Source organism: Chitinophaga sp. SVR4-12A (assembly GCF_056754765.1).
Window position 1 is genome coordinate 2,724,433 of the sequence record NZ_JBPGWP010000001.1, and the last position, 25,000, is coordinate 2,749,432.

At 49.9% G+C, this 25,000-nt stretch carries 14 protein-coding genes; 5 read left to right on the forward strand and 9 right to left on the reverse strand.

Going from position 1 to position 25,000, the window contains the following annotated elements; genetic code table 11:
• Positions 1-135 precede the first annotated feature (135 nt).
• From ACR9Y8_RS11095 to ACR9Y8_RS11115, 5 genes are all read left to right on the forward strand, one after another.
• Positions 136-4,191, forward strand: a complete 4,056-nt coding sequence (locus ACR9Y8_RS11095; protein ID WP_481213331.1) for a hybrid sensor histidine kinase/response regulator transcription factor — start codon at positions 136-138, stop codon at positions 4,189-4,191.
• 116 nt (positions 4,192-4,307) lie between these two features.
• Positions 4,308-7,427: a SusC/RagA family TonB-linked outer membrane protein gene (locus ACR9Y8_RS11100; protein ID WP_481213332.1), complete on the forward strand. Its 3,120-nt coding sequence runs from the start codon at positions 4,308-4,310 to the stop codon at positions 7,425-7,427.
• An 18-nt stretch (positions 7,428-7,445) separates the two neighbouring features.
• A complete protein-coding gene (locus ACR9Y8_RS11105) occupies positions 7,446-9,119 on the forward strand; it encodes a RagB/SusD family nutrient uptake outer membrane protein (protein WP_481213333.1) in 1,674 nt (557 codons plus the stop codon).
• A gap of 28 nt (positions 9,120-9,147) precedes the next feature.
• A complete protein-coding gene (locus ACR9Y8_RS11110; RefSeq protein ID WP_481213334.1) occupies positions 9,148-10,614 on the forward strand; it encodes an RICIN domain-containing protein in 1,467 nt (488 codons plus the stop codon).
• Between the two features lie 8 nt (positions 10,615-10,622).
• Positions 10,623-12,149, forward strand: a complete 1,527-nt coding sequence (locus tag ACR9Y8_RS11115; RefSeq protein WP_481213335.1) for a glycoside hydrolase — start codon at positions 10,623-10,625, stop codon at positions 12,147-12,149.
• 45 nt (positions 12,150-12,194) lie between these two features.
• Here ACR9Y8_RS11115 and ACR9Y8_RS11120 read toward each other — a convergent pair whose 3' ends face one another.
• The 9 genes from ACR9Y8_RS11120 to ACR9Y8_RS11160 form a co-directional block, all read right to left on the reverse strand.
• Positions 12,195-13,031 (reverse strand): Fic family protein, encoded by an 837-nt coding sequence (locus ACR9Y8_RS11120; RefSeq protein WP_481213336.1) that lies wholly within the window; start codon positions 13,029-13,031, stop codon positions 12,195-12,197.
• The gene (locus tag ACR9Y8_RS11125; protein WP_481213337.1) at positions 12,953-13,573 is read right to left on the reverse strand and encodes a Fic family protein; all 621 of its coding nucleotides are present in this window, start codon (positions 13,571-13,573) and stop codon (positions 12,953-12,955) included. Before ACR9Y8_RS11125 ends, ACR9Y8_RS11120 begins: the two co-directional genes overlap by 79 nt.
• An 87-nt stretch (positions 13,574-13,660) precedes the next feature.
• Positions 13,661-15,385: a glycoside hydrolase family 2 TIM barrel-domain containing protein gene (locus tag ACR9Y8_RS11130; RefSeq protein WP_481213338.1), complete on the reverse strand. Its 1,725-nt coding sequence runs from the start codon at positions 15,383-15,385 to the stop codon at positions 13,661-13,663.
• On the reverse strand, positions 15,360-16,043 hold the full coding sequence (locus ACR9Y8_RS11135; RefSeq protein ID WP_481213339.1) for a glycosyl hydrolase 2 galactose-binding domain-containing protein: 684 nt from the start codon (positions 16,041-16,043) through the stop codon (positions 15,360-15,362). The genes ACR9Y8_RS11130 and ACR9Y8_RS11135 overlap by 26 nt, the downstream gene beginning before the upstream one ends.
• Entirely contained in the window at positions 16,040-17,134 is a 1,095-nt protein-coding gene (locus ACR9Y8_RS11140) for a glycoside hydrolase family protein (protein ID WP_481213340.1), read from the reverse strand. The genes ACR9Y8_RS11135 and ACR9Y8_RS11140 overlap by 4 nt, the downstream gene beginning before the upstream one ends.
• Positions 17,131-20,229 (reverse strand): glycosyl hydrolase, encoded by a 3,099-nt coding sequence (locus tag ACR9Y8_RS11145; RefSeq protein ID WP_481213341.1) that lies wholly within the window; start codon positions 20,227-20,229, stop codon positions 17,131-17,133. Before ACR9Y8_RS11145 ends, ACR9Y8_RS11140 begins: the two co-directional genes overlap by 4 nt.
• A complete protein-coding gene (locus tag ACR9Y8_RS11150) occupies positions 20,229-21,119 on the reverse strand; it encodes a sugar phosphate isomerase/epimerase family protein (RefSeq protein WP_481213342.1) in 891 nt (296 codons plus the stop codon). The genes ACR9Y8_RS11145 and ACR9Y8_RS11150 overlap by 1 nt, the downstream gene beginning before the upstream one ends.
• A gap of 9 nt (positions 21,120-21,128) precedes the next feature.
• Positions 21,129-22,145, reverse strand: a complete 1,017-nt coding sequence (locus ACR9Y8_RS11155) for a sialidase family protein (RefSeq protein ID WP_481216222.1) — start codon at positions 22,143-22,145, stop codon at positions 21,129-21,131.
• 99 nt (positions 22,146-22,244) lie between these two features.
• Positions 22,245-24,998, reverse strand: coding sequence for an alpha-L-rhamnosidase (locus tag ACR9Y8_RS11160; RefSeq protein WP_481213343.1), 2,754 nt, complete (start codon positions 24,996-24,998; stop codon positions 22,245-22,247).
• Between the last annotated feature and the right edge of the window lie 2 nt (positions 24,999-25,000).

The window sequence follows — 25,000 nt, forward strand, 5'->3', positions numbered from 1 at the left end:
TTAAATTGACAGTTTAATAAAAAAGGGGACAAAAGCAATATCGCAATCTAATTGCGGCTTTTTCAATATTTTTACAGCATCTAAAATCGATGTATGTGTGAGTGGACAAGAAAAATCTGGCTATTTCCGGTATTATTGATCTTAACGAAAACCCTCTCTGCCGCCAATTATCCGATCAAATACCTGGGAATAGAGAACGGCCTTTCCAATAATGCCGTAGTGAACATATACCAGGACAACAAAGGTTTTATGTGGTTCGGCACCTACGACGGACTAAACAGGTACGACGGCTACCGGTTTAAGATCTACCGGAACAAAATAGGTGACACTACCTCCCTGATAGATAACGGGATATGGACCATAGAACAGGATGGAACACACCGCCTCTGGATAGGCGGAAGGAAAGGCGTTTGCGTGCTCAATCCCTTTAACGACAAATTCTCCGCCGTTAACTACCTCCCCGCAGGCGCCGCCAAAGCAGCGCAGCTGAGCAGCAACATTCATGTGATCAAATCAGATAAGGCCAACATCATCCTCATAGGCACCGAAAGCAATGGCCTTGTACTGTTTAATTCCGGCGGCGGAACAGGCCGCCAGATCGTCCTGCAGAACGGCGCTGAAAAACTGTCCGACTATGAAGTAATGGGCATCGATTTCGACGCTGCAAAACAATCCGCCTGGGTATTCGTACAAAATAAAGGGCTTTGCCGCTACGATGTTCGCAGCAAAACCCTCACCCTGGTGAACAACAGCATCACCCGCTGCAATTCTCTTAAAACAGATAGCCAGGGCCACGTATGGCTCGCCGCCAACAGCGGTCTTTTCCAGTACAACCCGCATCTAAACACCTTCTCCTCCAGCTACATGGAAGATGGCTATAAAGTCGTAAACCTTTGTATAGATCATAACGGTGTACTATGGATAGGTACCGACGGCGACGGCGTATTCCTCCTCCACACAGGCGAAAGCAAGGCAACTGCTTTTACCTTCCCCGATGACAAACACCCGCTCAGCAGTAACGTGATCTACTCTATTTATGAAGATAAAGACGGGCGAAAATGGATCGGCACGTTACGCGGCGGCGTAAATATCATCGAGCCCAAACGGGCGCCTTTCCAGCTCTACGCTTTTAATAACAACCACTCCCGCAGTCCTACCAACAACTTTATCTTCTCCTTCTGCGAAGATAAAGACGGCTATTTCTGGATAGGGACCGATGGCGGCGGATTGAAATACTGGAACCGCGAAACCAACACCTGCAGGGATTACACTTACGATCCGCAGAACAGCAAGGGTATCAGCAGTAATTTTATCACTACCATCCTGAAAGACAAGCAGGAAGATATCTGGTTCTCCACCTGGTTCGGCGGCATCAACCGCTTTAATAAAGCCAGCGGCACATTTGAGCATTTTACCTGCCTGAATCCCTACACCAAAGCAGAAGAGAATAATGTGTGGGTACTGTACGAAGACACCCAAAAAACACTGTGGGCCAGTACTACCAACAATGGTACGCTCTATACCTTTAACCGCGCTGCCAACCGCTTCGAGCTCTTCGACAAGAACATCTCCAATGTACAATGCCTGGCAGAAGACAGTAAAGGTAATTTCTGGGGCGGCAACTACTCCTCCCTTATAAAGATCGACCGCAACGGTAAACACCATAAGGTCTATAACATCGGCTACACCATACGCGCTATTCATGAAGATAAGCAAGGCAACTACTGGCTGGGTACCGACGCAGGCGGCCTCCTGCTTTTTGATGTGCGCACAGGCCACTTTACCCGCTTCTCTGAAGCAGACGGATTGCCCAACAACTCAATCCTCCGTATCCTGGAAGACAACAGCGGTAAGCTCTGGCTCTGCACCTACAATGGCCTGTCCCGCTTCGATCCGGTGAAGCGGACCTGCCGGAATTTCTCCCAGTCAGACGGATTGCAAAGCAATCAATTCACCTACAACGCTGCCATGAAACTGCGTACCGGCGAAATGATGGTAGGCGGCATCAAAGGCTTTAATATTTTTTATCCCGACAGTGTGTATGAACAAGCCAATACGCCCTCCATACGCCTCACCGGTATCAAAGTAGTGAACACGCCCGTAGAACAAGACACCACCTACGTTTCCGGCCGTACCATGGAAGATGTCACCGAGCTGCGGATCCCGTACGGCAAAGCTTCCGTTGCCCTGGATTTTGTAGCGCTGGAATATACCTCGCCCGATAAGATCAGTTATGCCTACTACCTGGAAGGCTGGGACAAAGGCTGGAACTACGTGGGCGAAGCCCGCACGGCCAACTACACCCGCCTGCAGGAAGGCGATTATATTTTCAAGATAAAAGCCACCAATACAGACGGCACCTGGGGCAAGGAAGCCAGCACCATCAGGATCGTCATCCTCCCACCCTGGTACAGAACCTGGTGGGCATACCTGCTGTACATCTCCGTTCTGGCAGCCGCCATCTATTTTTACATACAATACAAAACACGCCAGGAACGCCTGAAGTATGAGATCAAACTGGCTCACCTGGAAAATGAAAAAGAGAAAGAGCTGAACGAAAGAAAGCTCAGCTTCTTTACCAACGTTTCCCATGAGCTGAGAACACCGCTCACGCTCATCATCAACCCATTAAAGGAATTCATCCAGCAAAAGGAAGAACAGATCAGGCATACCGACCTTAACGTAGTATACCGCAATTCCCGCCGCTTACTCAGCCTGGTAGACCAACTACTCCTCTTCCGGAAAGCCGATGCGGGCGGCGATCAGTTAAAAATTGCCCGCACCAACATCGTAGAGCTCTGCAACGAAGTATACCTCTGCTTCAGCCAGCAGGCCAAAGCCAAACAGATCCGCTACGAATTCGTGAACAAGGAAACGGAAAGCTATATCTACGCCGATTATGAGAAGATCGAAATAGCGCTCTTCAACCTGCTTTCCAACGCTTTTAAATTCACACCCGAAGGCGGCGCCATCACCTTCGAGCTGGAAAATAAGGAAACAGAAGTGCTGATCAGCATCCGCGATACCGGCTGCGGGATCGACGAAAAAGCGGGTGCAGGGGTGTTCGAGAAATTCAAACGCGCTAACAGCAGTCCGGAACGCCTGCAAACCGGTTTTGGCATCGGCCTTTACCTCGTAAAACATTTTATTGAAGGCCATAAGGGCAGCGTCTCCTACGAAAGTACCCTTCATCAAGGCACCAGTTTCTTTATCCGCTTAAAGAAAGGTTCCGGCCACCTGCCCGAATCCTGGTTTGTGGGAGATGCAGCCCCCAAATCAGCGATCCTGGAAGAGCTGAACACAGAAACCGGTCCCCAGGGCCAGGAAGAAGAACAGGAAGACTGGATCAAACGCGAACCGGCAGCCGAGGAGCTGGTAACCGGGAAATGGTCCATTTTGTTGGTGGACGATAACCAAGAGATCAGGAAATACCTCCAGCAGATCTTCGGGGATAAATACATCATCTATGAAGCCGATAACGGAAATGCCGGCTTTGCCATGGTCAACAAATGCATGCCCGATCTGGTGATCAGCGACCTGCATATGGACGGTATGGACGGCATGGAACTCTGTAGCCGGATCCGCAAAACGGATCACCTGAGCCATATTCCTGTCATTTTGCTGACTTCCAGCTCCTCGCCTGATGTCCAGATTAAAGGGATCGAAGGGGGCGCAGATGATTATATTACCAAACCTTTTGAAAAGGACCTCCTGCTCGCGAAGGTGGAGCACATCCTGAAAACCAGGAACCAGCTGCGCCAATATTTCCTGGACCAGATCACATTAAAGAACAGCGGCATACGAGTACCCGCCGAGTACCAGGATTTCCTGAAAAGATGTATCTCCATCGTGGAAGAAAACCTGGATAACGAGGAGTTTTCCATCAAGGCTTTCACCCAGGCCATCGGCATGAGCCATTCCAGCCTCTATAAAAAGGTTAAAGCCGTCTCCGGCCAGACCATCAACTCCTTTATCCGGTCCATCCGTTTAAGACGGGCAGCCGTGTTAATGCTGAAAGAGAATTATACCATCAACCAGGCGGCTATGCAGGTAGGCATCGGGGATATCAAGTATTTCCGGGAACAATTCGTCAAATTATTCGGCATGAACCCCTCAGATTACATAAAGAAGTACCGCCATTCCTTCAACGGGGATTATAACATTATTGTACGCGCTGACTCCTTAAAATAGTACCCCCCATAAGGGGGGTAGAATATGATTCTACCCCCTTTTTAAACGATTTACCCCCTCTACCCCTCTGTTCGGGCAGCCTAAATTGCATTCATTCAACCAACAAATTTCTCGTTATGAAAGAAAATCGACCATTGTCGGGACAATACAGGTCATTTTTGTCCTTCTTCCTTTTCTTCCTTGTTTTATCAGTAAGTGCCTGGGCGCAACAACGTGCCAGCATCAGCGGAAAAGTAAGCTCTGCCGGTGAGCTGGTACCTGGTGTAACCGTACGGGTAAAACATGGAACCCAGGGAGCCACCACCGATGTGAACGGACAGTTCACCATACAGGCAGCTATCGGGGATACCCTGGTATTCAACCACATTTCCTATATCTCACGGGAAGTTCCGGTAAGCGGAAACGACAGACTGGAAATATCCCTGGCGCCTAATACCCAAAACGTGGGTGAAGTGGTAGTAGTAGGGTACGGCACCCAGAAAAAAGCTACATTGACAGGCTCCATCTCCACTTTAAAAGGAGCGGAGATCGTAAAAAGCCCTCAACCAAACGTATCTAACTCACTGGCAGGACGATTCTCTGGCCTGATCGCCAGCAACAGGTCCGGCGAACCGGGCTACGACGGCTCCACCCTCCTGATAAGAGGCCTGGCCACCACCGGTAATAACGACGTGCTGGTAGTAGTAGACGGGGTGCCTGGCCAGATCGGGGGCCTCCAGAGGATCGATCCGAACGATATTGAAAGCATGACCGTGCTGAAAGACGCTTCAGCTGCCGTATACGGTAGCCGCGCTGCTAACGGGGTGATCCTGATCACCACTAAGCGGGGTAAAACCGGGAAGCCCTCTATCAGCTACAGCTTTAACCAGGGTTTCACCTCTCCCACCCGCCTGCCGAAAATGGCCGACGCCACCACCTATGCAGCGATCAGGAATGAGATCCAGTATTATAATAACCCGGCAGGGGGGATGAACCAGGTATACACCGCTGACCAGATCCAGAAGTTCAGGGACGGTTCCGATCCGCTGAACTATCCGAACACAGACTGGCAGAAAGCTACCCTGAAGAATACCGCCCTGCAACATCAGCACAGCCTTTCTATAAACGGGGGCAGTGACAATGTAAGGTACTTCCTGTCATTGGGTGTGATCGGCCAGGATGGCTTGTATAAACACGGCGTTACCCAATACGATCAGTATAATTTCAGGTCCAATATCGATGCAGATGTTACTAAACGCCTGAAAGTAAGCCTCTATCTCTCGGGCCGCCAGGAAGACCGCATTTATCCGCAAACCGGTGCCAGCGATATCTTCCGTTCCATCTACCGTGCCTATCCCACTGTGGCGGCCTACTACCCGAATGGCCTGCCCACTACCGGTATAGAAAATAATAACCCTGCTATGCAGGTGCAAGATATTGGCGGTACCAACAGGAACCCTACCCAGGTGTTCAACGGCATTCTGAAAGGTAGCTATGCCATCCCGGGGATTGACGGCTTGTCACTGGACGGTTTTCTCTCTGTAGATAAGTCCTGGACCTTTGGCAAATCCTTCGCATCGCCTTACGTACTTTACAACTACGATCCTACCGCTAATGCCTACAACAAGGTGGTAGTAGGCGGTTCAAACGCGGCAGCTACCCTGAATGAGTATCAGCAGAACCAGGAGATGCGCGTATCCAATATCAAGCTGAATTTCGTTCGCCAGTTTGGCAAGCACAATATAGACGCCTTTGTTGCCTATGAGCAAAGTAAAACTGTAATGGACAGCCTCAGTGCCTCCAGGCTTAATTTCCCCTCTGCGCAGACGCCTGAGCTGTCACAAGGCGGCCCTGCTGCAGCCGACAAGGGTAGCGAAGGAAAAAGCTATACTTTTACCCGTAAAAGCTACATTGGCAGGGTGGCCTACAACTACGAAGAAAAATACCTGCTGGAACTGCAGGCCCGTATTGACGGCTCTTCTACCTTCCCTCCGGGCAATCAATATGGGTTCTTCCCCTCTGTGTCTGCTGGCTGGCGTATTTCAAAAGAAGACTGGTTCCAGAACGTGTCATTTATCAACGATCTGAAACTCCGCGCTTCCTATGGTACCCTGGGTAATGACAACGTAAAACTGTTCCAGTACTTCGACAACTACTCCTTCAATAACCAGTATGTGCTGGGAAGCGGCGCCACCATCCGCCCGGGTATAGACATCACCAAACTGGCGAATGTTAATATCGGCTGGGAAACATCCAAAAAGCTGGACATTGGTATCAACGCGCTGTTCCTGCAGCATTTCAGCCTGGAATTTATTTACTTCCAGCAAAAACGCTCAGATATCCTTACACAGCGCAATGCTTCTATCCCGCAAACCTCCGGTGTCGTGAACCCCTTCGGCAGCGATCCCCTGGTGCCTGCTGAAAACATCGGTAAGGTGAACAGCAATGGTATAGAAACTTCGCTGGGATACAGTAATAGCACCGCAAGCGGGATAGGTTATCGGATCGGTGGCAACTTCACCTATGCAAAAAGCAAGATCGTATTTATAGATGAAGCCCCCGGCACCCTGGCACATCAACGCCAAACCGGCCGCCCGCTGAACACTTACCTGCTGTATGATGCGATCGGTATCTTCAGGACACAGGATGACCTGAATAAATATCCTCACCTGACAACGAACCAGTTAGGCGATCTGATCTACCGCGACTATAACGGCGATGGACAGATCACTGCTGACGACCAGGTGAGAAGTAAGTATGGCAATATTCCCGAGATCACTTATGGTATCACATTGGGTGCAGATTATAAAGGATTTGACCTGTCTGCAGTATTCGCCGGGCAAACACACGTGAGCCAATATGTACTGCCTGAGTCAGGCACCATAGGCAACTACTACAGCAGCTGGGCTGATAACCGCTGGAGCCCTACCAATATCGCAGGTACTTATCCCCGTGTGGATGAACGTGCCTCCTCCTCCATCAACGGTGGACTTTACCAGAACAATTTCTGGCTTAACAATGCCTCCTTCTTCCGCCTGAAGAACGTAGAGCTGGGTTACACAGTGAATGCAGAAATCCTGTCCCGTATCAGGATCGCAGGGCTGCGTGTATACGCCAGTGCTTTCAACCTGTTCACCATCACACCGGTGAAAGACTATGATCCCGAAGGTACCAACGGCAGCGGACTGTATAGCACAAGCGGACAATTCTACCCGCAGCAGCGTATCATCAATGTTGGCGTAAATGTTAAGTTTTAAACCGTAAAGACCAAAGCAATGAAGACAAACAGCATAATATATATAATGGTATTCGCCGCGGTAGGAATATTTTCCTCCTGTAAAAAGAACTACCTGAACATCGTACCTACTGACCGCGTATCAGATGTAGCTTTACTCGCAGACTCAGCCCTTTTTGAGGATTTCGTGATCAACCGTTACATGGGCGTTAAGCTGCAGGACAAAGAAGCAGAAGGTACTCCTCCCGGCTTTGGCCGCGGCTTTGAATACGGCTTATGGAGCTCGCTCACTGACGAGTCCATTTATAACAACGATGACAATACCTGGGTGGTACAACGTGGACAACTGGCTCCTGAAAACACCGGTATCGCCGGTACCATCTGGGGAAGAAGCTACCGCAGCATCCGCGAATGCAACTATGCGCTGACCCATATAGACAGCGTACAGATGAGCGATGGTAAACGTGCACTGCTGCGGGCAGAGCTTCGCTTTATCCGTGCCTATCGCTATCATGACCTGATCCGCAACTACGGCGGTGTAGTGCTGATGGGCGAGAAAGTATTAAACCTGGAAGACAACCTTACAGACGAGGCACTGTTCACCCGCTCCTCCATCAAGGAATCGCTTGATTATGCAATAGCTGAACTGGATGCCGCAGCCAAGGACCTTCCCCTGGCTAATGCAGACAAGACCTGGGACCTGGGCCGCGCTACCAAAGGCGCCGCACTGGCACTGAAAGCACGCTTGTTGCTGTATGCCGCCAGTCCGTTGTATAACGCAGGCACCTGGGCCAATGCAGCTGCTGCCGCTAAAGCAGTAATGGACCTGAACATATATTCATTAGCGCCGGATTATGGTAAATTGTTCCTCACTCCCAGCAGCAGCGAGATCATTTTTGAAAGACTGTACGCCATCGGCGCCCGTCATGTATGTCTCGAGATCTCCAATGCACCCAACGGTTACGGCGGCTGGGCAGGTAATACGCCGCTGCAAAACCTGGTAGACGCTTATGAGATGAACAATGGTAAAGTGATCACCGATGCTACTTCAGGTTACAATGCGCAAACTCCCTATGCTAACAGGGATGCCCGTTTCTACGCCACCATCCTGTATAACGGCGCTCCTTACAGGGGCAGTACCATTGACCTCTATACACCCGGCGGAAAGGACAGTAAAGATGGCCCTTCCAACTGGAACACCACTAAAACAGGTTATTACCTGCGCAAATTCATGGATGATAACAACCCGATCGATAATCCCTGGAACGTCGCTGGCCTGCAGCCCTGGATCTACCTTCGCTACGCAGAAGTGCTGCTGAACTATGCAGAAGCACAAAACGAAGCAGTAGGTCCGGATGCCAGTGTATATGCCGCCATTAACCAGATCAGGCAAAGATCCAGTGTAAACCAGCCGGCATTGCCCGCAGGCCTCTCACAGGTGCAGATGAGAGATGCTATCCGCAGGGAACGTCAGATAGAGCTCGCCTTCGAAGAACATCGCTTCTACGATGTACGCCGCTGGAAGATCGCTAATGTAACAGAGAACGTACCTGCCTATGGTGTAGACGTTATAAAAAGCGGTACCACCACTACGTACACACGTAAAGTAGCATTGAGCGGCCGCGCATTTGCTGACAAGCACTACTGGCTGCCTATCCCCCGCACTGAGATCTTGTCGTCTAACGGCAAGCTGTCCCAGAACCCGGGCTACTAGCTTCTTTTCACCTTAAAATATCCATGTTATGAAACCTTCATTCCTTTATCTTGTAAGTATAGTATTAGCCATCACCGCCTGCACTAAAAAATCAGAAGTGCAGGCGGACACAGAGACAGGAAAAAGACTAACAGCACCGGTAACAGAACTAACATCAGATTTTAAAGGGCTCAACTGGGCAGACCCGAATGATAATTTTGCAGACGCCTATGTTGTACCCAGTGGTTTAAGCACAGCGGATAATTACTCCGCTGTGCAAACCAAATCTGAAAATATATTGAACGCATTTCAGCAAAGAGGCGCCAATACTGTACGCCTTCCTATTAATCCCTACACCGTATCCAACTCCTGGTGGAGCGCCTACATCGGCGCCATTGACAAGGCAACTTCGAAAGGCATGAAGGTGATCCTGGCCTACTGGGAAGGCAGCAGCTCCCGCGACGGCATTGTAGACAACCTCACTAACTTCTGGGCCATGTGGCAAACAGTGGTCACCAAGTACAACAGCAACGGCAACGTATACTTCGAAGTGTTCAACGAACCACACGGGTACAGCGTGAACGACCTGAAGAACCTGTATGCCCAATGGATGACCAACAACTCCTCAGTAGCCGCCGGAAGGATCATACTCGATGGCGCCGGTTACGCCACCAACGTAAACGACATCGGCGCAGACAGCCGCTTTACCAATTGCTTACTCTCCTATCATAACTACACCTGGTTTGACAATAACAAGACAACGGTAGCCGACTGGGAACAGGCCATTAACAGTGTCGCGTATCCAGCCCGTACCATCATGACGGAATTTGGAATACCAATGACCAATGGAAAGAATTATCTTGGAGCGCCAGGCACCGACCGTGAGATCGCCTATTTCCAGGGCATCACCAACGGCTTGCGTGACAGGAACATCGGCGGCGTATACTGGCCCGGTCTCAGGGATGGCGACAGCTACAGCCTGCTTGCATTGAGCGGCACCACGCTGAGCACCAACAATACCTCCGGTCTTACCAGGCTGCAATATGGCTGGAACAATACCAGCATCACGCCGGTGTACGGCTCCTTTGACGGTAACGCCTGGTACAAGGTAGTGTGCCGCAACAGCAACAAATCGCTGGATGTAAATGGCAGCTCAACAGTAGACGGTGGCACGATCATCCAGTGGGACTACTGGGGCGGTAACAACCAGCAATGGAAGCTGACCTCATTAGGTAATGGTTATTTCACCATCACTAACCGGAACAGCAACAAGGTACTGGACGTGAGCGGGGGCAGCACCACAAATGCCGCCAACATTGTACAGAACACCAGCTCCGGCGCACAAAGCCAGCAATGGCAGATCACCGACATGGGTTTCGGCTATTATAAGATCATTAACCGTAACAGCAGCATATCGCTGGATGTGAATGGAAATTCCACTGCCAACGGCGCAAACGTGATCCAGTGGCCCTGGAACGCAGGCGCCAACCAACAATGGCAGGTCGTAAAATTGTAATTCGAGCTATGAAGAATGTTATATTATTACTGTGCGGCGTGCTGGCACTACAATCAGTAGCGGCACAGCAACGGCATCGTACGCGCATTACCGTGAATATTGATACGGAGGTAAGCTATCAGACCATCCACAACTTCGCCGCTTCTGATGCATGGTCCTGCCAGTTCGCTGGCAACTGGCCGGATAGCAAACGGAACCGGATGGCCGACTGGCTGTTCAGCACAGATACTACCACCGCCGGTCAGCCCACCGGCATCGGGCTTTCCATGTGGCGTTTCAATATCGGTGCAGGCAGCGCTGAACAGGGAGCAGCCAGCGGTATCAAAGACGAATGGCGCCGCGCAGCATCCATACAGGCAGCCGATAGCTGCAGCAAAAAGAAACTGGAAGGTCAGTACTGGTTCCTCCAGGCGGCACAGCAAAGAGGCGTGCAGCAGTTCCTGGGTTTCCTGAACAGTCCCCCCGTGCAGTTCACCACGAATGGAAAAGCATTTGCTACAAATGGAAATTGTAATATCAGTGCAGACAGGTATGCGGATCTTTCCGCATACCTGGCACAAGCCGTTCACCAGGTACAGGCGGCCACCGGTGTGCAATTCAACTATATCAGCCCGGTGAATGAACCGCAATGGGACTGGAGCGACGGCGGACAGGAAGGATGCCCCTATAATAATGAACAGCTGGCAGGCCTGGTAAAAACACTCAGCACCACATTTACAGACAAACAGCTCTCCACCAGGATACTGGTCACCGAAGCAGGCAAGATCAATTACCTTTACGAGCTGCACGATAAAAAAGACAAAGGCGAACAGGTAAAAGACTTCTTCGGCAATGGCTCCGCCAACTACCTGGGTAACCTGCCCAATGTACAGCGCAGCATTGCAGGGCACAGCTATTTCACTACCTCTCCTGAAAAAGAAGAGATAGCCATGAGGCGCCAGCTGGCAGGCAGCGTTGCTGCCATACCCGGATTGGAATTCTGGCAATCAGAATACTGCATCCTGGGCGACAATGGCGGTGAGATCAACGGCAGCGGAAAAGATCTGGGTATGGTCTCCGCGCTCTACCTCGCCCGCGTGATCCATCACGATCTCACAGTCGCCAACGCAGCCGCCTGGCAATACTGGCTGGCAATTTCTCCCTATGATTACAAAGATGGCCTGATATACATTGACAAACACGCTGCTGACGGCCAGGTACAGGACAGCAAGATGTTGTGGGTATTAGGTAACTACAGCCGGTTTATCCGTCCCGGCGCCAAACGCATACAAGCAAGCGTAAAGGATAGCGCTTTGCATAACGGCTTGCTGGTATCCGGTTACCGGAACACGGATAACTCAGTGAATGTGGTAGTGGTAAACAACAAAGCGGAGGCAGTGGATATTCAATTGAATTATAAAAATGCAAAAGTAAAACAGGTGCGTAGCTATATTACCTCTGCAGACAGCAGCCTGCGGCCGGGTGTTGCTGTAAATGCAGATCGGGCAATCAATATTCCGGGCAAGTCTGTGGTAACGCTGGTAAGTTACTTATAAGAAATGGAATGGCGGAGAGTATATTCTCCGCCATTACTATTACGACTATTTCTTTTCCGATCTTGCCTTTATTTCATTGAATATTTGTTTCATGTAGTCTGTAATGATCTTCTTCCTTTCTTCAGCATTTAAATATTCATTATAGTTCTTTCTGACTACTTCTTTATCATCAAAAACGATCCTGTAAAAATATGGTTGAAGATCTACATACAACACAGACGAAACACCAAATGGGGCCTTTTCATTATACTTATAGTCTGACAAATGTATACCTGCACTAATTGATTTATAAGTATCCGCTTCGGGTTGGGTTTCCAGCGCCTCTTCTGCCTCAACAAAAGCACCTTTCGGAGCACTAATAACGCTCTCTATTTCCTCTGTCAGTTCTTCTAATGTATGCTTTGCATTGTTATTTTTATATAGATAGAACTTAACAGCATAAAACATGTCATAAAATCTTCTATGCTGTTGCTCAAATTCTCTAAACAACTCTTCTACCCCTCCATTATGATAAATTTCATAGACTAAAACATCACTCCGATGTAAAGCAGCTACTTTATTAGTAGAAGCGCTTCTTTTCCATACCTCTATTTCCTTTTGCAAATCATCATCTTCCTCAATGCTTTCCCCTTTTGCAGCTTTAATAGACAACTCCAGACTCCATATCATTTCTTCTGCTATATATCTTACAAAAGCGTCGATATCTCCCGTATCCGCCTGGTTAAGGACAAATAAATAATTCTTCTTGTCAGCAGATTTTATAATTACCGGCGGGAGCTTATGTTTAATAAGCACATAATTCATCAGGAGCCTTGACATGCGCCCGTTGCCGTCATCAAATGGATGTATACGAACAAATTTATATTGCAGCAGTGCAGCCAATTGAACGGGATGAAGCTTCTTTTCTCTTCCTCCCCACGATACCAGTCTACCAGCTCTCCCATTAGAATGGGAGTTTGTTCAGGAGAGGCGTAATGGAAAATTTCTCCATTCTGTAATTGAACAGAGTTTGGCTGTTCCTTATAGGTACCAACCTGGATCTTACGTTTAGTCCGCTGTCCGTCTAACGTTAACGCGTCTTTCCAGAAAGGGCGAACAAGCAATATTTTATACAAATTTCTTAACTCAGCTTCGGAAAGAGGCCTTTCAGGATCAGCTGCCCAATCCTTTATAAGCTCAAAGGCAACATCATGTGCTTTCATCTCTTCATACTCTCTCAATTCATGATTGCCCGTAGTTTTATCAAAAATTAGTAATAACTCGGTTTCACTATACGTCAAAGTATTCCCTTCCAGGTGGTTCGAATTATAGTTAAACTCTAACCTGATTTTTCTATTTAGACGTTGTAAATCCTCTTCTCTAGATGGTAAAAGCTTAGAAAGAGTGCTAACTAGGTTATCAATTTTTTCAAATATCTTGTCCATTCCGATAAATTTACCCGGTTAATGCTGCCTCTGACAGCCCAAGTCTCAGGTAAATTTCGTTAAATTTTACTGTTTCGACAAAGCCCCTTACTTCGCGTCCAACACAACCTCCGCTTCCCCTATCCCTGCTGCCGATGCTTTTAAAACGATCTTCCCCTTTTCACCTGTAGTTCTTACCACCACCATACAACGGCCCTGCCAGGTCTTGCGCTGCGGTAATGTATAACTTTCCACGCTCATTGGATTGGCATTGCCCACTGCCTCAATTATGGCAGGTCCACTTATTTCAAATTTAACCAACTGTTCTGCAAGAGGATGACGAACACCGTTGTTGTCCAGCAATGCTACTGTAATATAACTCAGATCCTGTGAGCTTGCTTGTAATGTAGTACGATCCGCAGTCATTTTAACCTGTGTGGGTTCTCCGGCAGTAGTCAATACAGCGGTATTCACCACCTTGTTATTCCTATACCCTACTGCTTTTAATGTACCCGCCCGGTAAGGAACCTGCCATACTGCAGTGAACTTATTGGAACGGTTAACAGGTCTCCTGCCCAGGGAGCGATTATCCAGGAACAATTCCACTTCTTCGCAGGATGAATATACATTTACTTCCAGCGGCTTGCCCTCATTCCCCTGCCAGTTCCAGTGGGCTACTACATCATGCCATTCCCAGTGGCTCCAATCTACTTTATCAGGATTAATGGCAAAGGATGGTTGTGGTGGCTTTACAAAGATTGATAGCTGGTCTTTCTTCCACAACACATCACGGTAATAAGACTGCGGGCGCTTCCATCCACAGATATCAATATCGCCGCAATAAGCCAGGTTCCAGGGGTAAAAGCTTTGCTGCTGCCAGTAACCCAGCCAACCAATACTGGCTTCTCCTATATAATCGAATGCTGTCCAGACGAAGTCGCCTAATACCCAGGGATGATCTTCCACATCCATCCAGTAATCAAATGCTTCCAGTGGGAACGATTCAGTAGCAATGATCATCCTTTGTGGCACACGCTGGTGGTCGGGTACATACTTATCCCTGGCGTAGTTATAGCCTGCAATATCGAGTGTGGATAGAAAAGCATCTTTATCTTCTCCAATACCATTCACGCCACAGGTAATAAAGCGGGTACTATCAAGACTGCGGATATGATTACTCAGCATGCTGGCCACCTTCGCTACTTCCGGTTTCTGGCGATTGGGAATTTCATTACCGGTGCTCCACATGATAATAGCAGGATGGTTTCTGTCGCGGTATACCATGCTTTCTATATCACGCTGCCACCAGTTATCAAAGTACAGGTGATAATCCTCCGGGTTCTTTTGATCCTCCCAGGTGTCAAAAGCTTCGTCTATTACCATCATACCCAAACGGTCGCAGGCATCCAGGAAAGCAGGCGAAGGCGGATTATGCGCGCAGCGGATGGCATTGTATCCTGCAGCCTTCAATAGCTCCACCTTACGTGCTTCTGCACGGTCATAAGCTTTGGCGCCCAGTGGACCGTTATCGTGATGCACGCAACCGCCTTTGAGCTTAATGGCCTGCCCGTTAAGACGAAAACCATTTACAGCATCTGCAGTAATCGTACGTATACCAAAAGGTGTTTGTATCCGGTCTGTTAATTCACCATTACGATACACTTCTGTTACAGCGGCGTATAGCACAGGTGCCTGTAAAGACCATAGCGTTGGTTTTGATACAGTAATATCCTGTACCCATTTGATCGTATCACGGGCTGCCATGTTCCGGCTATCTGTAGCAGCAGCCACTTCCCTACCCTGCGCGTTAAGGATGCGTGTCACCACTTCCACAGGGACTGTTTCTTTCCGTTGTATTGAGCACGGTAGTTTGCAGATGTACTTTTGCGGCGCTTGTACTTACTTCCGGTGTAGTAATGTAGGTGCCCCATTGGCCCACATGCACAGGGCCCATCCTCTTCAACCATACATGACGATAGATCCCTGATCCTGCATACCAGCGGCTGTTCTCTCCTTCATTTCTCACTTTAACAGACAGTACATTTACCGTATCCCATTTCAGCCGCTCGGTAATATCATAGGAGAAGGAAGTATATCCGTAAGGATGCTTGCCCAGGCGCTTTCCATTTAACCACACTTCCGCATTCATATAAATGCCGTCAAACTGCAGATGGATACGCTTATTTTTATCAGCAGCAGGCAATGTAAAAGATTTGCGATACCAACCCGTGCCGCCTGTAGTAAATCCTCCGCTGGGCTGATTAATAGCATCCGGGCTAAACGGAGAATGGGTGCCGGGCAGGTCTTCAATGCTCCAGTCGTGCGGCAGGTCTACCTGCCGCCACTGTGCGTCATTAAATGCAGGCTTATCTGCTCCCAGGGCGCCTCCCCGGTGAAACCGCCAGCCGGCGTCAAATAACTGTTCCCTTGTTGTGTCCTGTGCAGCTGCATGGACAGCAATCAATAATAACAGGCCTGTCAGTATCTTCATAAAGATGATGCTTTTTTAATGGAAAATGCCACAGTGCTCTTTCCCATGTCCTGAGAAGTAGCTACTGCGATGCCGCGCTGGTCTGCCTTATTCACCGCGCAATAAAAATGATAGACCACGCCGTTGTGGTATACCACACAGGATTTATGCGCAAAGCGATCGTCAAAGGGCGCTGAAGAGCTGATGAGATCATCGCCCGTCCAATCTGTCCAATGCACCAGGTCATAAGAGCAGGCGAAGCGGTTAAATGCCCCCGGACGATCCTTCCAGAAAGCGCCGAAGTAGAACATGACCCATATGCCGTTCATCCGTTGGATATACGGGTCACCGGTAATGCCAGCATGATGGTTCAGCACAGGATCTTTACCGTATCGTTCCCAGTGGATCATATCACTTGATACCGCCATGCCTATACGTTCTTTTCCTCTTTTGGGCTTCAGGCTGTCGCCCTTGGCATTGTAATACATCACAAAAGGATAGCCGGTTGTTTTATTCCGATCCCAGATAACAGAACTTTTATACAGCGTATTATTCTCCCACCAGCCCGCGCCCGGGTCAGTTGCTTTCAACACTGGTTGGGGCAAACGCTGCCACTCCCGCGGCTTTGAAGGATCTTTGGTATTATAGGCTACACCAATGGATAACAGTCCCTGCTCATATCCACGGCCGCTGCCACCGATGTAGGTCATCCAGTATTTTCCCTTATAGGCCTGCCATTGGTAAGAGCCGCCCCATGTATAATCCTGCAAGGCGATGTAGCCTGCCTTCTGGTTATTATCCCAATCGGTAGTGTCTGAAAAAGACATTAACCTGCCAAGCGTCTTCCAGTGTAACAGATCTTCACTGCCGGATAACCAGGTTTCATAACCACGGCCATCATAAACGATGTAGGTCATGTACCACTGCTCCCCCTTTCTGAATACGGTAGGACAATCCAGCTTTTTAGCATCATCTGAAGGGGTTAATACCAGGCCGTATTTGTGAGGTGTTTTAACCTGTTCGTAAACATGGCGCATCACGGAATCGGGCACCTCTTGCGCATAAGCAGCAGAAATCGTTAGTAGCAAAATATATGTCAGTATGCTTCTCATCTGGTAGTTTTTATAATGGTAACAGGCCCCAGCAAACCGGCGGGCAGCAATGGCTTCCCTTCTAATCTGTAAGGCGCTGTGGTACGGGTGATCCTTTGCTCCTCAGGCAGATCATGATCACCTATCAGGCGGTTAGCCCAGGTATTGGCCACTTCGATGCGCAGCTCATTAGTACCGGCACGCAGCGCCTGCGTGATCTCCACCCTGTAAGGCGGCGTCCAGGCAATACCACATGACTTACCATTTAAGGTAACAGTGGCAATGTTAGCAAGCCCACCAAGATCTATCCAGATCTGTTGCTGCTGATCGGCAGCAGGCTGCCAGTTAAACGTCTTTGTGTATACGGCAGTGCCTGAGTAATAACGGATCTCTGGTGACGTATGCTTGCTCCAATCCTGTAATGTAGAGAATGTCTGCGCTGCTGCAGGGCCGCCGTTCTTTGTATCAAAAGCTACCTGCCAGGAGCCATTCAATGTTTGCAGCGACTGGAATGAACACCAGTTGCTGCCGCTGTGCTGTGTCTCCTTCGTGCTTCTCTGCAATACAATGAACATAGCGCCGCTGGGAGGCAATTGCAGTGGCAAGATGGTACGGCCCTTTTCCATCCTCCATTCCTGCGCATCACTGATCTCTGCACTAAGCGGGTCCCACAGCTCGGGTACCTTGCCGCTCACACGAAGAGAAAGGTGAACGATGCGGGAAGTATCTTCCTGGTTAGAGATGAAATAGATATCTGCAGTTGGCGTACGGCGGTGTGCCCATACAATGCCCGCTGGCGCTATTACATCCTGCGGTATGTTTAACGATTGTCCTTTCGTTAATATGGTAGCTCCGGCCCTTTTCAAGGCTTGCAGACGTGCTGCCACTTCGGGCGATGTATTACCGGTGTCAGGAGATAAGGGATGTGTACCGGGCAATAACAAGGCTGCGTAACTGGCTCCGCCTGGCAATTCAATACGGCCATTGTGTACATGGGCCAGGCGTAACAAAGCATCCCGGTTAATTGCATCAGATGCGTATTGTTTAATACCCGGCATGATTGCCTCCAATCTCACCGGAAGAATAGCGCGGCGTGGTACCTCTTCGCCTGTAAACACCGCCAGGTCTGCCACGGGAACACCCTGTTGCAGCAAAGCCTGACAACGTTGTGCGTAAGTCACCCATGCACGGCCAGGCTTCCACCAGGTCTGATCCCGCTGAAAGTACAAACCTACACCGTCCAGCGTCATACCGGGACGGCGGTCCATCCAGGGATTGTGGGCAAATACATGATACACGAGACGGTTAATACCTGCTGCGTAATTTTTATCTCCCAATGCTTTTAACATAGCAGGATGCTCATCCCAGGCCATGCGCAAAGTTGTAAATGCTTCTGCCTGGATCAGCTGCTTGCCATAGATATGCCCGCCGGAAACAGCATCCAGCATATCATTGGGTTTGTCATGGGTAGGAGAACGGAACCAGAACTCTCCCATGGGAATATCTACTGCGCTGAAATGCGCCATGCCGTCGCTCGTCATGGTGGGCGCTACGTTCTCCGCACTGAAGCTGCATCCTTTTTCACGTGCCAGCTGCGCCATGGTGCCATAGAATTTGTCTACCACCAGTTCAGCAATGGTTTGCCGCACATCATGCAGAAAACGTTCTGATGCCGCTGCACTTTTCAACGGGATCCCTGTCATTACAGGCAGCCAGGGCAGCAGATCATAGCCCCGGCGGCGGCGAAACTCTTCACGGAACAAAGGCGACCAGTTCTGGCTGCCGCATTCCCAGCTATCCACATGAAAGATCTTTAACACACGCGCTACCAGTGCCGGATCTACCTGCCGATAGGCTTCTCCGAACCAGCGATCAAACTGCAAACGGATGGCCGCAGGGTTGAACTTGTCACATTCAAGGCCTGCAGCAGCACCGCCAGTGGCATTGGTATGCCCGGTGGAAGTATGACCTATCCGCAGGATGGTCCACCTACCCGGAGGAACCTGCCATTGCAGACGGCCCCTTGCATCCATTGATGCTGTGAGATCAATGACCTTATCCATCGGGACACAAAGCGAGTCAGGCAGCTGGGCGGTAGTAGTACGCGGGCTCACCCGCCACACTTCACCGGTCTTGCCTTCAAACTGATGGATCCTGGGCGCTGATGAAAGCGTAATGCCGGATACTTTCAGTACCGGCTTCCATTTGGCAGCATCGAGGTCTTCTGCTCCGGGCTCAGATCCGGTGGTATCATATACCAGCCGGAAGAAGCGTGCAGTAGTAGGCGTTATAGTATGTGTTACACCTGCATCATTATCCTGCCATCCGTGGCGGGGCGCTTCCAGCCTGGTAATGGTACGGAACACCTTTCCATCATCACTGGCTGTAACGATCAGGCGATGCGCCTGGTAATTAGGGCCATTGGTACGGATGTGAATAGTGCGGCAGGTAAAGGGCTGCTCATAGGCAAATTGTATCCAGCAGCCGGTGTCGCTGCGGAAGTTCTCCCTGTTAGCAGGGTTCAGCAGAAAAGAAACATCTGCTCCGGCACGGCTGCTGCTCACATGTGGCGTCGCTGTTACCGCTTCACCAGCAGGCGAAGGAAAGGCCATCACAGCGATGTCACGGTAGTATCTCTGGTAGGCGGTCGGACGCGCCAGCGTATCATTAAAATGGCGGCCGCCTTGTAACTGTGTTTCCGTGTACACTATCTTTTGCATGGATAGTTCAGGCGTGATCCAGGGACCACCGGCCAAGGCAAAACCATCAGAAGCGTGCATGGCCAGCTGTAGACCCAGGCGGTCTGCCTCCCGCATAGCATGGCGTACCATCTCCCACCATTGCGGTGAAAGCTGAGGTACCGGCGGCTCCATCAAAGGAGGATTGGCTACGCCTTTAATAGGCATGAGATAAGCGCCGCCAATACCAGCTTCCTTCATGGCTTCCAGGTCGGCAGTGATGCCCGCCTTGGAAACGCTGGCCTGCATCCAGTACCAGAACACCCATGGTTTGGCAGCAGCAGGCGGATGGCGGAAGGCAGCCTCGAGACGGTTATCCTGTGCAATAGCAGCTGACACGCCCATCCATCCCAAGAGGCAAAGTGCTATTACTTTCATTAGGCTTTTTGGAAAACTGATTTCAGGTAAGCGGTATTGGCACCGAAGTTCCATTTCACATTGCGTGGGTCTTTTGCATCGCGGGAGCGTTCTATCACCAGCCATCCGCGCCAGCCCATCTTATCCAGCGTCTTTTTTACTTTCGGAAGATGAATGCGGGTATTGTCTTTCAGCCACACGCCGTCTTTATCCGTGCAATGGATCTGGCAGATCCGGTCCTTTCCCAGTATACGCAATTCCTTTTGCAGATCGCGGCCTGCTTCCAGTGCATTGGCGAAATTGAAATAGCTCTGGATAGAAGAAGAGCCGATATCATCCAGCAGTTTCACCTCACCGGTTGCATCGAGGGCAGTTTCAATACCGATGATCACACCTGCCTTCTCTGCCTGGACGGCTACTGCTTTCAGTCGCTCCACTATCGCTGGGCGCAGATGCGGGAATTTTACCAGGTCGCCCTGGATACCTAGCGGAAGGAAAGCCACTTTCACCTGCAGCTGCTGCATGGTAGTGATACAATCCTGCACCATGCGGTCTACCCCTTCGCGCTCCGCAAATGACTGTGCATAGAAACCAGACATCGCAATAGAACTAATCTGTACCTGCTGGTTACGCGCTTCATCCAGGAAATGCTGGCGAACAGCAGGGTCCCCCAGTTTGCTGTCAAACGTTTCGCGGTTACCTAAGCCACCCATATCCAGCTCTACCCCGTCTGCACCGATCTCTTTGGTTAGCTTGAAGGCCCCAAGCTTCTGCCGCTTCAGGATCATCCAATCGCACACCGCAATGCGGTAGCGTTGTTCTGCTGGAGCAGCAGCCCAGGTAAAATGCTGATGGAACAAAGTGGCCGTAGCGGCCAGCGTAGCATTGATAATAAATTTACGACGATCCATAAGTCAATATTATAAAGGCCATTGGCCGTTCTCAATCTTTGTCACCTGCAGTTTTGCAGGGTCTATCTTTACATACTTGATCCGTTCGCGACGCCAGGTATACACGATATGAATAAAACTATCAGCGCCAACGATCACAGAAGGATAGGAATACTGGCTGACAGGCGAGTCTTCCAGGACCAGTGCCGCGTTCCATACTTTACCATCATCTGATACGGATACATTCAAGGGCGTACGCGGACCTTTAGCCTGACCAGCTGGCGGCAGCACGTGATTATATACCAGCAGCTGGCGGCCATCATGGAGGGTAACTGCATCAGTGCCTGAATTGTTATTAGGTAATGTGGTCGAATCCAGCGGAGACCAGGTACGGCCATTATCAGTGCTCCAGGACTTCAGCACTGCCCTGTTCTTGCTTCTGCACAGGATCTGCAGGCGACCGTCCTTATAGAAAAGCACGCTGGGCTGTATAGCATTAAAGCTGTCTCCACCGTCAACAGGACCTATCTTCTCCCAGGTTTTGCCCTGGTCTTTTGTCAGCTCAAAATGGATCCTCCAGCGATCGCCTTCTGTGCTGGAAGGGCACAGGAGCGTACCATTACTTAAGAGCACCGGTTTATTCTTTACAGGCCCCAGGTATCCATCCGGTAAGGCAGCGGGCTTCGACCAGCTGGCGCCGCCATCTTTAGAACGGATCATCCAGCCTTTCCACGCAGCTACTTTAGGGCCGATCTTATAGAACAACAACAGATCGCCGCCAGGTATTTGATACAATACCGGGTTCCAGCAGGCAAAGCGGCTACCATCTGCCTGTACACCATTAGCTACTTCCACGGGCGCCGTCCAGCTGTTGCTGCTTTTATCTTTCCGGCTTACCCAGATCCCTACATCGGGATGACGCTCTTTGGTACCGCCAAACCAGGCCGCTATCAGTCCTTTGTTTGTCTCGGCAATGGTGGCAGCATGACAGGAAGGAAAGGGCGCCTTTTCGAAAATAAATTCATCGGTCAGGATCCCCTCTTCCAGGTACGCTCCCGGGCAGCCTGCCCATTAGCGAATAAAGCTGTCAACATTAAAATACAGGTGCTGAAAATTCGTGTATACATAGTGGTAGTTTTCCGTTTTTTATAGTACTTCACTTTCAAAGGAATATTCACCAGCACCTACTTCAAAGAGAGCACGGCCATTCTCCATGCGTAGAAAGCGTACACCTTCTGATGCCGTTGCACTCCTGGAGCCTTCCTTTACCGCTGCGGCATTATGCGCAGGTATATAGACCAATGCTGTTGTATTGGCAGGTACTTTTATATTCCAGGTAAAGCGGCCGTTTTCCCGCTTCCAGTTACTACCGATAGTACCATACATGGAGTGAAAAGACGCATCTACTTTTTGCAGGCCCTCCGGCAGCGCTGGCTGCATTACTATCTGTTTAAAGGCAGGATGACCTGTTGCCGTACGAATGCCTGCCAGATCCTCGTAATACCAGATCAGCAGATCGCCCAGCAGCATTACATGGTTATGAGAGTTCATACCCGGGTTGGCAGTATTGCCGTTCCACAGTTCCCAGATAGTAGTAGCGCCTTGCTCCACCATATATCCCCAGGAGGGATAGTCGCGGTTGGCAGCAACGCGATAAGCCAGATCAGGCCTGCCCATTCTTGTCAGACTGCGCATTAGCCATTGGGTTCCGATAACACCGGTACTGATATGTGTGTTGTACTTATACTGAATAGCAGCCGCCATACTATCAAATACGGCTGTACGTGCGTCAGCCGGGACGATATCGAAATATAGCGGCAGCAGGTTAGCGGTAACGGTGTTGTTACTGTATTGTGCAGATGCCTGATGAAAGAACTTTTTATTGAAGGCAGTCTTTATGCTGTCTGACAACATAGTGAAGGCCTTTGCATCTGCCTGCTTATCCAGCAACCTGGCGAACCGCTGCATCAGCGTAAGCAGCTTGTAGTAATAAGCAGTGGCCAACAGCGTGCCATCTGTTCTGCGGGTAGAGTCCCTGGAATGTATCAGCTGTAATGATTCAGGGGGCACACACCAATCACCATATTTATCTTTAGTGACCATGTAGTCTTTCATGTATTTGCCCTGCATGTAAGTCAGCCATTTCTTCATGGCCGCATAATGCTTTTCAATAGAACGCTGATCGCCAAACTGCTCATACAACATATTGGCCACCAGGATGTAAACACCAGGCCAGGTGACATTATCGCTATAATAACGCCAGTAGGCAGGAGCAACATCAGGGATAGCGCCCTCAGGAGTTTGCGACCCGGCTATATCATCCAGCCACTTGGCGTACAAACTGGCATTGCCAAAGAGGAAGCTCTCGCCATGCGCCCCGGTTGCACGGTCACCCAGCCAGGGCATGCGTTCGTTACGCTGCGGACAATCCAGCGGCATACCTTTGTAGTTACCACGAATGCCGCGGTAAGCATTATGATAGATCTGGTTTAGCGTAGTATCTGAAGAATGGAATGAACCAGTGGTTGGAATCGCATCATAGATCACATGACCTTCTGCTTCGGGGGCAGCCGCCGCCGTTACTTCTACATATCGGAAACCATGGTAGACAAAAACAGGATGCCAGGTTTCCACACCTTCGCCTTTGAAGGTATACACATCTGTTACCTTAGCATCACGGAGGTTGGCAACAAACAGCGTGCTATCCGGCTGCAGGGTTTCTGCAAAACGAAGGGTGATCCTATCGCCACGCTGACCTTTTGCTTTTATCTGCAGCCAGCCTACCATGTTCTGGCCCATGTCCATGATATAGGTTCCAGGCTTTGTATGATAAAGAGCAACAGGCTTCACGGTGTCCATAACGCGCATGGGCTCATTCAGCTGGGCTTCCAGTTTACCCCCGGGAGATTGCACCAATGCTGGTTTTAACCAGCGGCTGTCATCAAATCCAGTGTTATTCCAGCCGGGCATCTCTTTTGTAGCATCGTACTCTTCCCCATCATATTCGTTGTTGGTACGGATAGGACCATCCGTGGTCACCTTCCAGCTTTGATCGCTGACAATGGTCTGGCGATGGCCGTCCGCATATTCTATTTCCAGCTGTAACAACAGTTTGGGATAACCGAAGGTGCGGATCTTCTGCGGCTTATAAGCCTGCCGCATAGTAAAGAAAAGGCCATTACCTAATACCACGCCGATGGCATTACTGCCATTCTTCAGCGCAGCTGTTATATCGAATGTATTATACTTTACTGCTTTGGTGAAATCTGTAGCCGCAGGCGCTAATACCTGGTTACCGATGCGTTGCCCGTTCAGGTACAGCTCATACAGTCCCAGCCCTGAGATGTATACAGTAGCCCTTTTAATAGCCGGCTTTGTATCAAACGTTTTTCTGAAATACCGGGCAGAGAGGCGGGAGAATTTACTCTGGGCGCTGTCCCAGGGGAAGGCGCGGTCCATCCCTATCCAGGAAGCTTTCCAGTCCGTTGAAGCCAGCAGTCCCATACTCCATTGTGCAGGCGCGCTCCAGGCACTTTCTCCTTTGGTGGTCCAGACCTTTACTTTCCAGTAACACACCTGGCGGCTTTGCAGCGGCTTACCAGCATATGGAATATGAATGGACTGATCTGAGGATACTTTACCGGAATTCCAGCATTCACCTTTATTGGCTGCCAGCTGCTCAGGAGAAGCGGCCACCACTACCTGGTAGGCTGTTTGCATGATCTGCCGCTGTGGACCTGTTATTTCCCAGCTTAAACGTGGATGCGTCACATCAATGCCCATAGGGTCATTACGCATTTCACAACGCAGGTTCTGCAGCTGTATGCCATTCTGCGCCGCTGCGTTCATTACCGGCAACCCTATGATAATTGTGTATATGACGAGCATCCAACGTTGCACGG